11 protein-coding genes are annotated in these 14,438 nt (G+C 66.2%); 7 read left to right on the top strand and 4 right to left on the bottom strand.

The features are described from left to right. Window positions 1-3: 3 nt before the first annotated feature. The 7 genes from tsaE (at window position 4) to FJ423_RS17685 (ending at window position 10,489) form a co-directional block, all read left to right on the top strand. On the top strand, window positions 4-1,515 hold the full coding sequence (gene tsaE / locus FJ423_RS17715) for a tRNA (adenosine(37)-N6)-threonylcarbamoyltransferase complex ATPase subunit type 1 TsaE (protein WP_140843512.1): 1,512 nt from the start codon (window positions 4-6) through the stop codon (window positions 1,513-1,515). Further along, window positions 1,512-2,234, top strand: a complete 723-nt coding sequence (locus FJ423_RS17710) for a nucleotidyltransferase family protein (RefSeq protein ID WP_140843510.1) — start codon at window positions 1,512-1,514, stop codon at window positions 2,232-2,234. Before tsaE ends, FJ423_RS17710 begins: the two co-directional genes overlap by 4 nt. Beyond that, on the top strand, window positions 2,231-5,350 hold the full coding sequence (gene addB / locus FJ423_RS17705) for a double-strand break repair protein AddB (RefSeq protein ID WP_140843509.1): 3,120 nt from the start codon (window positions 2,231-2,233) through the stop codon (window positions 5,348-5,350). The genes FJ423_RS17710 and addB overlap by 4 nt, the downstream gene beginning before the upstream one ends. After that, complete coding sequence (gene addA, locus FJ423_RS17700; protein WP_140843507.1) at window positions 5,347-8,859, top strand: double-strand break repair helicase AddA; 3,513 nt, start codon at window positions 5,347-5,349, stop codon at window positions 8,857-8,859. The genes addB and addA overlap by 4 nt, the downstream gene beginning before the upstream one ends. A 74-nt stretch (window positions 8,860-8,933) precedes the next feature. After that, window positions 8,934-9,257, top strand: coding sequence for a thioredoxin (gene trxA, locus FJ423_RS17695; RefSeq protein ID WP_095767992.1), 324 nt, complete (start codon window positions 8,934-8,936; stop codon window positions 9,255-9,257). A 131-nt stretch (window positions 9,258-9,388) separates the two neighbouring features. Continuing rightward, window positions 9,389-9,670, top strand: coding sequence for a cupin domain-containing protein (locus FJ423_RS17690; protein ID WP_027166948.1), 282 nt, complete (start codon window positions 9,389-9,391; stop codon window positions 9,668-9,670). Window positions 9,671-9,724: 54 nt separating this feature from the next. Next, window positions 9,725-10,489, top strand: a complete 765-nt coding sequence (locus FJ423_RS17685) for a sulfite exporter TauE/SafE family protein (RefSeq protein ID WP_140843505.1) — start codon at window positions 9,725-9,727, stop codon at window positions 10,487-10,489. Window positions 10,490-10,525: 36 nt separating this feature from the next. Here the strand turns inward: FJ423_RS17685 and FJ423_RS17680 are convergent, their stop codons facing one another. The 4 genes from FJ423_RS17680 to trpA form a co-directional block, all read right to left on the bottom strand. Continuing rightward, a complete protein-coding gene (locus tag FJ423_RS17680) occupies window positions 10,526-10,945 on the bottom strand; it encodes a VOC family protein (RefSeq protein ID WP_140843503.1) in 420 nt (139 codons plus the stop codon). A gap of 51 nt (window positions 10,946-10,996) precedes the next feature. Beyond that, on the bottom strand, window positions 10,997-12,322 hold the full coding sequence (locus tag FJ423_RS17675) for a folylpolyglutamate synthase/dihydrofolate synthase family protein (protein WP_095767990.1): 1,326 nt from the start codon (window positions 12,320-12,322) through the stop codon (window positions 10,997-10,999). 255 nt (window positions 12,323-12,577) lie between these two features. Next, window positions 12,578-13,504, bottom strand: a complete 927-nt coding sequence (gene accD / locus FJ423_RS17670) for an acetyl-CoA carboxylase, carboxyltransferase subunit beta (protein WP_140843501.1) — start codon at window positions 13,502-13,504, stop codon at window positions 12,578-12,580. Between the two features lie 94 nt (window positions 13,505-13,598). Then, window positions 13,599-14,438 carry a tryptophan synthase subunit alpha gene (trpA, locus tag FJ423_RS17665; RefSeq protein ID WP_140843499.1) on the bottom strand — a complete coding sequence of 280 codons (840 nt, stop codon included), beginning with the start codon at window positions 14,436-14,438 and terminating at the stop codon, window positions 13,599-13,601.

Here is a 14,438-nt window from a genome sequence, read left to right as displayed (position 1 = left end):
TATATGGCTGGACCAGTGTTGGAACGTTTTCTCGCCGACGAGGCGGCCACGGCAAGGCTTGGCGAGGACCTCGCCATGGCGTTGCGCGCGGGCGACGCGATCGCGCTGAAAGGCGATCTCGGCGCCGGCAAGTCGACGTTGGCCCGCGCGCTGATCCGGGCGCTCGCCGACGACGCCAATCTCGAAGTGCCGAGCCCGACCTTCACCTTGGTGCAGAGCTACGAGACGCGCGTTCCGGTGCAGCATTTCGACCTCTATCGGCTGTCCGCGCCGGACGAGCTCGACGAGCTCGGCCTCGACGACGCGCTAAGCCAAGGCGCGGCGCTCATCGAATGGCCGGAACGGGCCGCAGACCGCTTGCCGGAAACGGCGCTGTGGGTCGATCTTGCCGAGCAGGGCGAAGGCCGCGTGGCGCGGCTTTCCGGGCAGGGACCGATCTATGATCGCGTGGCGCGATCGCTCGCGATGCGCGATTTTCTGGCCTCCGCCGGATGGGGCGGAGCCAGCCGCCGTCATTTCGTCGGCGACGCCTCCGCCCGCTCCTATGAGATCGTCTCGCTGCCCGGCAAGGCGCCGCGCGTGCTGATGAACTCGCCGCGCCTCGTGCTCGGGCCGCCGGTTCGCGACGGCAAGCCCTATGCGGTGATCGCCCACACGGCGCAATCCGTCGCCGCCTTCGTCGCCATCGACCGGGCGCTGCTTGGGGCCGGCGTCAGCGTGCCGGCGATCCATGCCCAGGATCTCGACCAGGGCTTTCTGCTCATCGAGCATCTCGGCTCGGAAGGTTTCCTCGGTCGCGACGGCCAGCCCATCGCCAAACGCTACGAGGCGGCGGCCGAATTGCTGGCCATGATGCATGGCAAGGCCTGGCCTACGCGCTTGGAAGCGGCGCCCGGCGTATTTCACGACGTGCCGCCTTTCGACCGGGAAGCCATGCTGATCGAGGCCGACCTTCTGGTCGACTGGTATGTCCCTTGGATTACCGGCGAACCGGCAAACGACGCGTTGCGGGAAGGCTACCACAAGGTATGGAACGCACTTCTCGATCACCTGGCAGGCAGCGAATACACGCTGATGCTGCGCGACTTCCATTCGCCCAACATCATCTGGCGGACCGAGCGCGCCGGCCTCGACCGGCTGGGCATCGTCGATGTGCAGGACGCGCTGATCGGGCCTGCCGCCTATGACGTCGCTTCTTTGGCCATGGATGCGCGCGTTACCGTCTCGCCCGAGATCGAGCGGCGCACCGTCGCGGCTTATGTCGCGGCGCGGCGCGCCGCCGGCGCTTTCGACGAGGCCGGCTTCGCCGAGGCCTATGCGATCATGGCCGCGCAGCGCAATTCGAAGATCCTCGGCATCTTCGTGCGGCTCGAAAAGCGCGACGGCAAGCCTTACTATCTGAAACACCTGCCGCGCATCCGCGACTATCTGAGGCGGGCGCTGGCGCATCCAGCGCTGGCCGGCCTGAAGGAATTCTACATGGCCCACGGCCTGCTCGAGGAACGGGTCCCATGAAGCCGACGACTGCGATGGTGCTGGCGGCCGGGCTCGGCAAGCGCATGCGGCCGATCACCGACACGATGCCCAAGCCGCTGGTGAAGGTCGCCGGCAAGACCTTGCTCGATTGGGGGCTGGACAGCCTGGAAGCCGCCGGTGTCGCCAAGGCCGTCGTCAACGTGCACTATCTGCCCGAGCAGATCGTCGCGCATGTTGCCCATAGGCGCGCACCGAAGATCGTCATCTCCGACGAGCGCAAGGCGCTGCTGGAATCGGCTGGCGGCATCGTCAAGGCGCTGCCGCTTCTGGGTGGCGAGCCCTTCTACATCATCAATGCCGACACCTTCTGGATCGACAGCGGCCAGCCCAGCCTCGAGCGTCTTGCCCTTGCATGGGACGCCGCGAGAATGGATATTCTGCTGATGCTTACCGATCTTGACTCAGCGACCGGGCATTGCGTCGGCACCGATTTCCTTGTTGCCCCTGATGGAGCCCTACGGCGCTCGAAGGGCGATCCGGCGGGCCTGATCTATGCCGGCGCCGCCATCATCCATCCGCGCATCTTCAAGGACGCGCCCATGGGCTCGCATTCGCTCAATGTCCATTTCGACAAGGCGATCGCCGCAGGGCGCCTGTTCGGCATGAAGATGAACGGACGCTGGATCACCGTCGGCACTCCGGACGCGATCCCTGCCGCCGAAGCGGCCGTCGCCGGCGCCCTAGCGAAGGCGGTATGAGCGGCACGCGCCGCGTCTTTTCCATTCCGCCCGGAGCGCCGTTCCTGCCGACGCTGGCGGGGGCGTTACTCGACGGACGCCTGATCCCCGGCTTCCGCTTCGACGGCGACCCGCTGGCGCTTGCCGACGCCACCATTTATGTGCCGACGCGCCGCGCGGCGCGGGCGCTGCGCGGCGCCTTCGTCGACGTTTTAGGAAAACGCTCCGCCATCCTGCCGACGGTGCGGCCGCTCGGCGAGTTCGACGAGGACGAGGCGGCCTTCGACGCCGAAGCCGCGCCGGCGATAGATCTCGCGCCGCCGATCGCCGCGCAGGAGCGGCTGCTTTTGCTGGCACCGCTGGTGCGCGCCTGGAAGGAAAGCCTGCCGGCGCATGTGAGGGCTCGGTTCAACGAGGAATTCGTCGTGCCGACCTCGGCCGCCGACGCCATCTGGTTGGCGCGCGACCTTGCCAGGCTGATGGATGAGATCGAGACCGAAGGCACGGATTGGGCAAAGCTCGCGACGCTGGTTACCGGCAACCTCGCCGGATGGTGGCAGGTGACGCTCGATTTCCTCGGCATCGTCACCGAGAACTGGCCGGAGTTGCTCAAGGAACGCGACCGCTCCAATCCAGCCGCGCATCGCAGCGCGCTGATCCGGCTGGAGGCGACCCGGCTGAAGCGCACTCCGCCGGCCGGACCGGTGATTGCCGCCGGTTCGACCGGCTCCATCCCCGCCACCGCCGAACTGCTTGCAGTGATCGCCGGCCTGCCCAACGGCGCCGTCGTGCTGCCCGGGCTCGACCGCAACCTGGACGACGCATCCTTCGCGGCGATCACGGCGCCTGGCGCGCGCCCGGCAACGCTCGGCCACCCGCAATACGGCCTCGCCAAGCTGATCGGCGGCATCGGCATTCCGCGCCGCGACGTCGAGGACCTTGTTGCGGCGCCATCGCCGCTTGCGTTGCGCGCGGCCCTGGTCGGCGAGGCGCTGCGGCCGGCCGAAACCACCGAATACTGGACCGAGACGCGGCCGCGCTTCACGGCACTCGACATCGAACAGGCGCTGGCCGGCGTGACGCTGGTGGAAGCGGCGAACGAACGCGACGAGGCGGCGGCAATCGCCATCGCGCTGAAGCGCGCCGTGGAGGCCCCAGGCAAGCGCGCGGCGCTCGTCACCGGTGACCGAGCGCTGGCCCGGCGGGTTTCGGCCGAGCTTTTGCGTTTCGGCGTCGTCGCAGACGATTCCGGCGGCGCGCCTTTAATCAATACACCGGCCGCCAGCCTGCTCAGGCTCGCGCTGAGCGCTGCGTTCCGACCCGGCGACCCCGTAGGCCTGCTTGCCTTGCTCAAGCATCCGCTGCTCGCGCTCGGTCTCGAACGCCAGGCCATGCGCAAGGCTGCCGAGCTCGTCGAGCTGGTGGCGCTGCGCGGCGGCACGGGCCGGCCCGATGTCGCATCGCTCGGCGCGCTGTTCGAGACACGGCTGGCGGAACTGAGCGGCGACACAAGGCAGCCTTTCTGGTTCTCGCGCTTGACCGTGCGCGGCATCGAGCAGGCCCAAGATATGCTTAGCCGCCTTACCAAGTCGCTGTTGCCGCTCACCGCGATGCGCGACGAGAAAGGCGCCGATATTGCGACGCTGACGCGCGCGAGCGTGGTCGCGCTGGAAAGTCTCGGTCGCGCCGTCGACGGCGGCCTGGCGGAGCTCTATGCCGGCGATGCGGGCGAGAAACTCGCCGAGCTGTTGCGCGGGCTGGTGGCGGCGTCGTCGCCCTTCACCTTCGCCGCTTTGGAGTGGCCCGACGTGATAGAGGCCCTGATCGCGCCGGAGACGGTCAAGCCGGCGCAAGGCACCGATCGCAACATCGCCATCTGGGGCGCGCTGGAGGCTCGGCTGCAGCATGTCGACATGTTGGTCATCGGCGGGCTCAATGAAGGGGTTTGGCCGCGCAAGCCCGAGAGCGACCGCTTCATGTCGCGGCTGATGAAGACCGGCATCGACCTCGAGCCGCCGGAGCGGCGCATCGGCCTTGCCGCGCATGACTTCCAGATGGCGATGGGCACAAAAGAGGTCGTGCTGACGCGTTCGGCGCGCTCCGGCGACGCGCCGGCGGTGCCGTCGCGCTGGCTGCAGCGCATCCTGACCTTCCTCGGCAAGGAGCCGGCGTCAGCACTTCGCGGCCGCGGCGACGCGCTGCTTGCCTGGGCGCGCGCGCTCGATGCCGGCGAGAAGAAGGATTTTGCCTCCCGCCCGCAGCCGAAGCCGCCGCTCAGCCTGCGCCCGCAGCATTTCTCGGTCACCGAGATCGAGACGCTGCGCCGCGACCCCTACGCGGTCTATGCACGGCGCATCCTCGGCCTGATGCGGCTCGAGCCGTTAATCCGCGATCCGGGCGCCGCCGAACGCGGCACGCTGTTCCACGAGATCCTGCATCTGTTCTCGCGGCGGGTCGAGGATCCGAGGGCGCCGAACGCGCTGGCCAGCCTCATTGAATCGGGCCGTACCTGCTTTGCCGACGCAAAGCTTCCGCCTGATATCGAGGCTATCTGGTGGCCGCGTTTCGAAAAGCTCGCCGAGAACATCATCGAATGGGAGCATGGCCGCGCCGATGCCGTCGCAAGGCGCTACGCCGAGGAGCGCGCTGAGAAGACGGTGGTCGGCCGCACCGGGGTGACGCTTTCCGGCTATGCCGACCGCGTCGACCTGCTTGCCGGCGGCATGGCCGACATCCTCGACTACAAGACAGGATCCTCGCCCTCGAAAGCGCAGGCGCACACGCTGCTGTCGCCGCAGCTCGCGCTGGAGGGCGCGTTGCTCAGGCGCGGCGCCTTCAAGGACCTCGGCATCCGCGAACCCTCGCAGCTCGCCTTCGTGCGGCTGAAGCCGAATGGCGAGGTATTCGAGGAATCGATCCTCGACTACAACCGCAAGTTCCGCACCGCCAACGATCTTTCCGAGGAGGCCTGGGCGCGGCTGGAACGGCTGCTCTTCCACTATGCCGACCCGACCACCGGCTATCTGTCGCGCGCGCTGCCCTTCCGCGAGGGCGAGGCCGACGGCGACTACGATCATCTGGCGCGGGTGCTCGAATGGTCGGCCGGCGGCGCCAGCGAGGACGAGGCGGAAGGATGAAATATCCGATCCCCTCCGATACCGCCGCCAGCCAGGCGCGCGCCTCCGATCCCGCCTATTCCGCCTGGGTGTCGGCCAATGCCGGTTCGGGCAAGACGCATGTGCTGGCGCAGCGCGTCATCCGGCTCCTGCTCAACGGCACCGATCCGTCGAAGATCCTGTGCCTCACCTACACGCGGGCTGCCGCCGCCAACATGTCGAACCGCGTGTTCTCGACCCTGTCGGAATGGACGGCGCTGCCTGATGCCGAGCTGGCGGTCAGGATCGCGGCGCTGGACGGCCGCGGCGCCGACCGCGACCTGATGCGGCGCGCGCGCCGGCTGTTTGCCGAGGCGCTCGAGACGCCGGGCGGACTGAAAATCCAGACCATTCATGCCTTCTGCGAATCCGTGCTGCACCAGTTCCCGCTCGAAGCCAATATCCCGGCGCATTTCGAGATGCTCGATCCGCAGATGGAGGCCTCGCTGTTCGCCGATGCCCGCCGCGACATGATCTCGGGCGCAGGCGCCGGCGTCGAAGGGCTGGCGGAAGCCTTTGCCACCGTGCTGGAACGCGGCGGCGAGTTCGGGCTCGATACGCTGCTTGCCGAGATCGTCGGCAAGCGCGATGAACTGCGCGGTTTCATCGCCAAGCTCGGCAGGGATCGGGACTTCCGGCCGCTGTTCGCCGAATTCGGCTTCAGGCCTGGACAGACGGCCGAGGACATCGCTGCTTCGCTGTGGCCGCTGCCTGGCTTTTCGCCTGGCCAGCTCGCTGAATTTGCCCGTGCCGCCGAGGCCGCCGACGCCAAGCAGGTTTTGAACAACGTGCTGCCCTATGCGCAGAGCGCCTTTGCCGAGGCCGATCCGATCCGGCGGCTGCGCCTGCTCGCCAAAGCATTCCTGCGTGCGGACGGCGACCCCTACGATCCGCCCAAAATCTTCAGGAAGGCGCTTGTCGACCGCCTGCCCGACCTGCCGGACCGCTATTTCGTGGTGGCGAAGGCAATCCTCGACGTAACCGACCGGCTGGCGCTGTTCCGCATGCTGGAAGGGACAGCGGCAGCACTGACCGTCGCCGGCTGGCTGATCGCGCGCTACGAGCAGTTGAAGCGCGGGCGGGGTTTCCTCGACTTCAACGACCTCATCACCCGCACGGTCAGTCTCTTGTCGCGACCGGATGCCGGGCCGTGGGTGCAGTTCAAGCTCGACCAAGGCATCGACCACATCCTGCTCGACGAGGCGCAGGACACCAGCCCGGACCAATGGGAAGTGGTGAAGAAGCTGACGGAAGAGTTCTTTGCCGGGCTCGGCCAGCGCGAAGCGGTGCGCCGAACTGTCTTTGCCGTCGGCGACGAGAAGCAGTCGATCTACTCCTTCCAGGGCGCGGCGCCGGATTCCTTTGCCGAAAGCCGGCTGTTGTTTGCCGGCCGCGTGCGCGACGCGGAGGCCGCCTTCGCCAATCTCAAGCTCACCTGGTCGTTCCGGTCGAGCGACGACGTGCTGGCCGCCGTCGACCGCGTCTTCGCCGAACCGGGCGTCAGGCGCGGCATCAGCCACGATCCAGACCCTCTGAGTCATAGGGCGATCCGCAATGACGCACCGGGCTATGTCGAGGTGTGGCCCTCGGTCGGCGCCGAGATGGTCGAGGAGCCCGACGACTGGACCTTGCCGGTCAACCATGCCAGCGCGCCCGCGGTGCGCGTCGCCGAGCATGTGGCCACCACCATCCAGACCTGGCTGCGCAGCGGCGAGGTCATCGAAGGCAAGGGCAGGAAGCTGACCGCCGGCGACATCCTGGTCCTGGTGCGCAAGCGCGACCGCTTCGTCCATGCGCTATCGCGCAGCCTGAAGAACCGACAGATCCCGGTCGCCGGCGCCGACAGGCTGAGCCTGCCCGGCCATATCGCCGTGCAGGACCTGATCGCGCTCGGACATTTCCTGATCCAGCCGGAGGACGACCTTTCCTTGGCCGCCGTGCTGCGCAGCCCGATCTTCGAGGTTTCGGAGGAAAGCTTGCTCGCGCTCGGCGGATCGAGGCCGAAGGGCCAGTCGCTGATCGCCTCGCTCAGACAACATGCGGCCGAGGATGTGGCCCTCGCCGCTGTCGTTAGCCGGCTCGACGGCTGGGCAACCGAAGTGGCCTTCAAGCCGGTGTTCGAATTCTACGCCGCGGCACTGGCGCGCGACGGACTGCGCCGCAAGATGACGGCGCGGCTAGGACCCGAAGCCGGCGACATCCTCGACGAATTCCTGAGCTTTTGCCTGGCCGAGGAACGGACCGGCCTGCCGGGGCTGGAATCCTTCCTCTCGACGCTCGAAAATGCCGGCCCCGAGATCAAGCGCGAGATGGACCAGACGCGCGACGAGGTCCGCGTCATGACCGTGCATGCCGCCAAGGGCCTGGAGGCGCCGGTCGTCTTCCTGGTCGACGGCGGCTCGGCGCCATTCAGCGACCAGCATCTGCCGCGGCTGATGCCGTTCGAGAGCTCGGGGACGCAATGGAAAGGCAAGGGCTATCTGTGGCGCTCGGCCAGCGACGTCTCCAACGGCGTCTCGAAGGCGGCATCGGTGCGGGCGCGCGAACTGGCGGACGACGAGTACCGGCGGCTGCTCTATGTCGGCATGACGCGTGCCGAGGACCGGCTGGTCGTCTGCGGCTATCACGGCAAGCGGCAGCCCAGCCCCGGCACGTGGCATTCGATCGTCAGCCGCGCGTTGCTCGGCGCGCCCGAGAGCTCCGAGCGCCGGCATCCGGCGACGGCCGAGGTGGCGGTACATCGCTTCCATATGACCGGGCTCCCGCCGGTGGCATTGACCGGCACCGACGAGGCAGGGCCGTTCGAGCATATCGCTCCGCTGCCTGAAGACCTGTTCCGGCCGCTGCCGCCTTATGAGGAGCTGCCGCGGCCGCTTTCGCCTTCCGGCGCCTCGGCGCTGATCGACGAGGCGAAAGAAGCCGTCCCCGACACTCGCTCGCCGGTGCTCGACGTCGCCGCCGAACCCGGCTTTGCGATCATGCGCGGCCTTGCCCTGCACAAATTGCTGCAGATGCTGCCCGGCATCGCCGAGGACGAAAGGCGGAACGCGGCGGAGCGCTACCTGGCGCGCGCCGGCGCGGATTGGCCGGATGGCGAGCGCGACAAGGCGCTGGACGCCGTGCTCTCCATCCTGTCCGACACCCGCTTCGGCGCGCTGTTCTCGCCATCCTCCCGCGCTGAGGTCGCCGTCATGGGCAGCCTCGAGGTGAAGGGCAGGCTGCGCTCCATCTCCGGCAAGATCGACCGGCTGGCGGTCACGCCGGAAAAGGTTTCGATCGTCGACTACAAGACCAACCGACCGGCGCCTGGGAACCTGGCGGAGGTGCCGCCTGCCTATGTGCTGCAGCTTGCGCTCTACCGCGCGCTGCTTCTGCCGCTCTATCCGGGCCGCGAGGTGACGGCGGCGCTGCTGTTTACCGAGGCGCCGCGCCTGATCGAGCTGCCCGCCCCCGCCATGGATGACGCCCTTGCCCGACTCACGGCAGCGTGACACAAGAACTGCTTGAACATCGCCGCCACAACCACCACATTTGGTGCAACCCGAGTTTTCGAAAGGATTTCAGCATGGCCACCGTCAAGGTCGACAAGGGCAATTTCCAGGCCGATGTGCTCAACGCCAAGGAGCCGGTCGTGGTGGATTTCTGGGCGGAATGGTGCGGCCCGTGCAAGATGATCGCTCCGGCGCTGGAAGACATCGCCAACGAGCTTGGCGCGAAGATCAAGGTCGCAAAGCTCAACATCGACGAGAACCCGGAGCTTGCCGCGCAATACGGCGTGCGCTCGATCCCGACGCTGATGATCTTCAAGGGCGGCGAAGTCGCCGACATGAAAGTGGGCGCCGCGCCGAAGACCGCGCTGTCGCACTGGATCAACGGCAGTCTCGCCTGAGCCAATCTAAAGTCTTCAAGATCCAAGCCCGGCCATCGCGCCGGGCTTTTCTTTGGCGTCATGGCTCGTCGCGCTCTGGCTCTCGCCTGCGGGCACTCCGTGTCCTCTGTTCGCAGGAAAGGGAGAGCTCCATGACCGGAACCGCCAAGGCCACAGTTCACGTCGACAATGAGCGCGTCATCGTCACCGAATACCGCTTCGCGCCGGGCGCCAATACCGGCTGGCACCGCCATGGCCACGACTATGTCGTCGTGCCGCTGATGGACGGCAAGGTGAAGCTGGTGACCAAGGACGGCGAATCCTTCGCCGAGATGAAGCAAGGCGCGCCCTATTTCCGCCGGGAGGGCGTCGAGCACGACGTCATCAATGCCAATGACGGCGAATACGCCTTCATCGAAATCGAGCTGAAGTAGGCCGGCCGTGATTGCCGGCTTGCACGTTTCCTTTCCGGCCTCGTGCGGGATGTCGTGGGTCTAACGCCTGTCCTCGCCTTTGCCGGTTTTGCGGCGGTGGCCGCTTATGTCCAGACCCTGACGGGCTTCGCCTTCGGCCTGGTGATGATGGGCGCGATTGCCCTTGTCGGCTTGCTGCCCCTGCCCGACGCAGCTGCGATGGTCGGCATGCTGACCCTGGTCAATGCCACGCAGATGCTGATCCAGGGCGGCTGGCGCGAGATTGCGCGCCGGGAGCTGCGGCTTATCCTGGTCGCAAGCCTGCCTTCGCTGCTCTTGGGGTATGCCCTGTTGGAATGGCTGGCGGACACGCGGGCCGACCTGCTGAAAATCGGACTCGGTCTGGTCATCATGATGTCCAGCCTGCAACTGGCCATCAGGCCTGCCGGCTTGGCAAAACGATCGTCGGACGCGAGTTTCGTCGGCTTCGGTGTCGTTTCGGGCCTGATGAGTGGGCTGTTTGCGACCGGCGGCCCGCCGCTCGTCTATCATCTCTTTCGCCAGCCAATGCCGCATGTACGAATCCGCGAAACGCTGGTCACCGCTTTCGGCGCCGCGCAGGTGGTGCGGCTTATCCTGGTGACGGCAAGCGGCAACCTGCCGACCATGTCGCCTGTCGCGCTCGTCGTCGCCATACCGGCCGTAATGCTGATGACCTATGCGGCACGCCGCTGGCCACCGTCATTGTCGCAAGGGACAATGCGAAAGATCGTCTTTGTTCTGCTTTTCCTGTCAGGGCTCTCGCTGGCACTGCCTGCCGCGATGCACCTTGCCGTCTAACTTCAACTGCTCATGTGGGCGACGTGTCGCTCCAATTTACCAGTCGGCGACACGGTCGCCGCCGGTGAATTGCGCGCTTTTGGCGGTGTATTCGAACAGCTCGATCTTCACGCCGTTGGGGTCGGCGATCCAGGCCTGGTATGTGTCGTCGCAGGCGAGCTTCTTTGGCGTGACCGCGACGCCTTTCGACCGGATATGAAGGATCGCCGCATCGATGTCTTCCACCTCGAGGCAGAAGTGGTTGATCTGGTTTGCCTCGCTGTAGCTGGCTTCACTTTTCTCGAACACCTCGACATGGCTGCGGCCGCCGCAGTCGAGATAGAAACCGAAAATCCTGCCGTCGCGCAGGAAATTGAACCGCGTGTCCATGCCGAGCACATCGCGGTAGAAGCGGCGCGTCGCCTCCAGGTCATGCGCGAAGATGCAGACATGAGCGAGCTGCTTCACCTTGATCATGCCGGTTCCTTTCGGCCCCCGCCGAATCCGCAACGCTGTCCCGATTTCGCCTCAGGTCGGCGGCGTGCCGTTTTCGGCCAGCACGGCGCCGGCGAAATAGAGGGAGCCGCCGATCAGGATGCGCGGCGCCGGGCCATCCCAAGAGTCGCGCAACAGCATCAGCGCGTTGGCGACGGAGCTGACCGGCTCGGCCGACAGGCCGGCCTCTTCGGCACGCAAGGCCAGCTCGTCGTTGGGAACGCCGGCGTCGCTGCTGGTTACCGGCACGGTATAGACGTGGCGGGCAAGCCCCTTGAAGGCGCTGAAATAGCCAGTCTGGTCCTTGGTGTTGATCATCCCGGAGATCAGGACCAGCGGCCGCGGGTTCTTTTCCTCCTGCTCGGCCAGCGCCTCGGCGATGACAATGCCGGCGCCGGGGTTGTGGCCGCCGTCCAGCCAGATCTCGGCGCCCTTCGGCGCCAGGTCGACCAGCTTGCCTTGGGTCAGCTTCTGCATGCGTGCCGGCCAGGCGACATGGGTCATCGCCCGCTCGGCGGCGCGGTGGCCGATCTCGAAACCAGCCGCCTTGACGGCGGCGATCGCCGCCGCGGCATTGGCGTATTGATGGCGCCCCGGCAGGCGCGGCGAAGGCAGGTCCATCAGCCCGTCCCCGTCCTGATAGACCATGCGGCCGTTTTCCTCGAAGGCGAGGAAATCCTGGCCATAGACCACGGTCGGGCAATCCAGCCGCTCGGCCGACTCGATCAGCACCTGAAGCGCGGTGTCGCTTTCCTGGGCGCCGATCACCACCGGGCAGCCGCGCTTCATGATGCCGGCCTTCTCGGCGGCGATCAGCTCGACCCGGTCGCCGAGATAGGCTTCATGGTCCATCGATATCGGCATGATCACCGAAACCGCCGGCTGCTTGATCACATTGGTGGCGTCGAAGCGGCCGCCGAGGCCGACCTCGATAATCGCCGCCTCCGCCGGGTGCTCCGAGAACAGGATGAAGGTGACGGCGGTGAGGATCTCGAAGACGGTGATCTTCTGGCCGCCATTGGCCTCGGCGACACGCGCAATGGCCTCAGCGAAAATATCGTCCTCGACGAGCTTGCCGCCGCCTTCGGCCGCCAGCCGGTAGCGCTCATGCCAGTTTACCAGATGCGGCGAGGTGTGGACGTGGACAAGGTGGCCGGCGGCCTCCAGCAGCGCGCGCGCGAAGGCGGCGCAGGAGCCCTTGCCGTTGGTGCCGGCGATGTGGATGACCGGCGGCAGCCGATCCTGCGGATTGCCGAGGCGCTCGAGAAGCCCCGTGACGCGGTCCAGCGAAAGGTCGAAGCCTTTCGGATGCAGCGTCATCAGATGTTCGATTTCGCGTTCGGCGGAAAGCGTTGTCATGATGGAATCCTAGAGCGGTTCATCATCTCATGGAATGCAGAACCGCTCTCTCTTTTTTGTTGGCGCAATTCCAAACGGAAAACCGTTCCACACTTTTCCTGGAATTGCTTTGGCGGGCGGTTCCCGAAACCGGGAATCGGTTCGAACGAGCCGTGCGCAAATCAGAGGCTACAGCACGCAACAGGCGGCGCAACTCGCGGTTCGCGGCGAGCGATGTCGCGTCAAGCCGATATATCGCTTCAAGCCGATATCGCTTCAGGCTTGCGCGCGCGCCTCGGCATTGACCACCGCCGGCGGCAGGATCTCCGGCTCCAGCGGCTTCTCGGCCTCCGGCATCTTGAGCAGCATCTTCAAGAGACGGGAAATGGTCCGGCGCATCTCAAGGCGCGACACGACCATGTCCACCATGCCGTGTTCCATCAGATACTCCGCGCGCTGAAAACCGTCGGGCAGTTTTTCGCGGATGGTCTGCTCGATGACGCGCGGGCCGGCAAAGCCGATCAGCGCCCCGGGCTCGGCGATGTGGACGTCGCCCAGCATGGCGTAGGACGCGGTGACGCCGCCGGTGGTCGGGTTGGTCAGCACCACGATATAGGGCAGGCCGGCTTCCTTCAGCCGGTCGACGCCGATCGTGGTGCGCGGCAATTGCATCAGCGACAGGATGCCTTCCTGCATGCGGGCGCCGCCGGAAGCGGCGAACAGGATCAGCGGCCGCTTGCGCTGCAGCGCGACCTCGAAAGCATGCACGATGGCTTCGCCGGCGGCCATGCCGAGCGAGCCGCCCATGAAGGCGAAGTCCTGCACGGTGACGATGACGGGCAGCCCGTCGATGGTGCCGGCGCCGTTGAGGATCGCATCCTCGAGGTTGGTCTTGGCCTTGGCCTCCTTCAGGCGGTCGGTGTAGCGCTTCTCGTCGCGGAACTTCAGCGGGTCCTGGACGACCTTCGGGTTTTCCAGCACCTCGTATTTGCCGTCATCGAAGAAATATTTCAGCCGCTCCTTGGCCGAGATCTTCATGTGATGGCCGGAAGCCGGGATGACGAACTGGTTGGATTCGAGATCCTTGTGGAAGACCATCTCGCCGGTCTCGGGATCCTTGATCCAGAGGTTTTCCGGCATGTCGGTGCGCCGGCCGAGCATCGAATTGATCTTCGGGCGGACGTAATTGGTGATCCAGTTCATGGCTTCGGCTCCTGTCCTGGAAAGGACTTCAAGCAATTCCAGGGAAAGTCTGTGGGGGTTTCCGGCCGGAATTGCTCAAGAACAAATAGTCGGGCTATTCGGCAGCAGCAAGGCGGGCCGAGCGGACGCCCTGGGCAAGCCCGCTGACCAAAGTGGCGACGGCTTCCGCCGGATCGGCTGTTTTGTCGCCCTTGGGGCCGAGCACATTGGCGACCGCATTGACAATCGCGGTGCCGACGACGACGCCGTCGGCATTAGCGCCGATCACACGCGCCTGCTCGGCGGTCTTGACGCCGAAGCCGACGCAGACCGGCAGGTCGGTGTGGCCCTTGATGCGGTTGACGGCCGCGGCTACCTTGCCCGTGTCGGCCAAGGCCGAGCCCGTGATGCCGGTCATCGAGACGTAGTAGACGAAGCCGGAGGTGTTTTCCAAAACCTTGGGCAGGCGCTTGTCGTCGGTGGTCGGCGTCGCCAGGCGGATGAAGTTGACGCCGGCCTTCAGCGCCGGAATGCAAAGCTCCTCGTCCATCTCCGGCGGCAGGTCGACGACGATCAGTCCGTCGATGCCGCTCGCCTTGGCGTCGGTGAGGAAGCGGTCCACGCCATAGATGTAGATCGGATTGTAGTAGCCCATCAGCACGATCGGCGTCTCGTCGTCGCCGGCGCGGAAGTCGGCCGCCAGCTTCAGCGTCTTGACCAGTGTCTGGCCGCCCTTCAGCGCACGCAGGCCGGCGGCCTGGATCGCCGGGCCATCGGCCATCGGGTCGGAGAAGGGCATTCCCATCTCGATAATATCGGCGCCGGCGATCGGCAGCGCCTTCATGATCGACAGCGAGCTGTCGTAATCGGGGTCGCCGCCCATGAAATAGGTGACCAAAGCCGGGCGGCCTTCGGCCTTGAGCTTCACCATACGGCGGTCGATGCGGGTGGTCAT

Source organism: Mesorhizobium sp. B2-8-9, from assembly GCF_006439475.1.
GTDB lineage: Bacteria > Pseudomonadota > Alphaproteobacteria > Rhizobiales > Rhizobiaceae > Mesorhizobium.
This window is presented reverse-complemented; position numbering and strand designations above follow the sequence as displayed.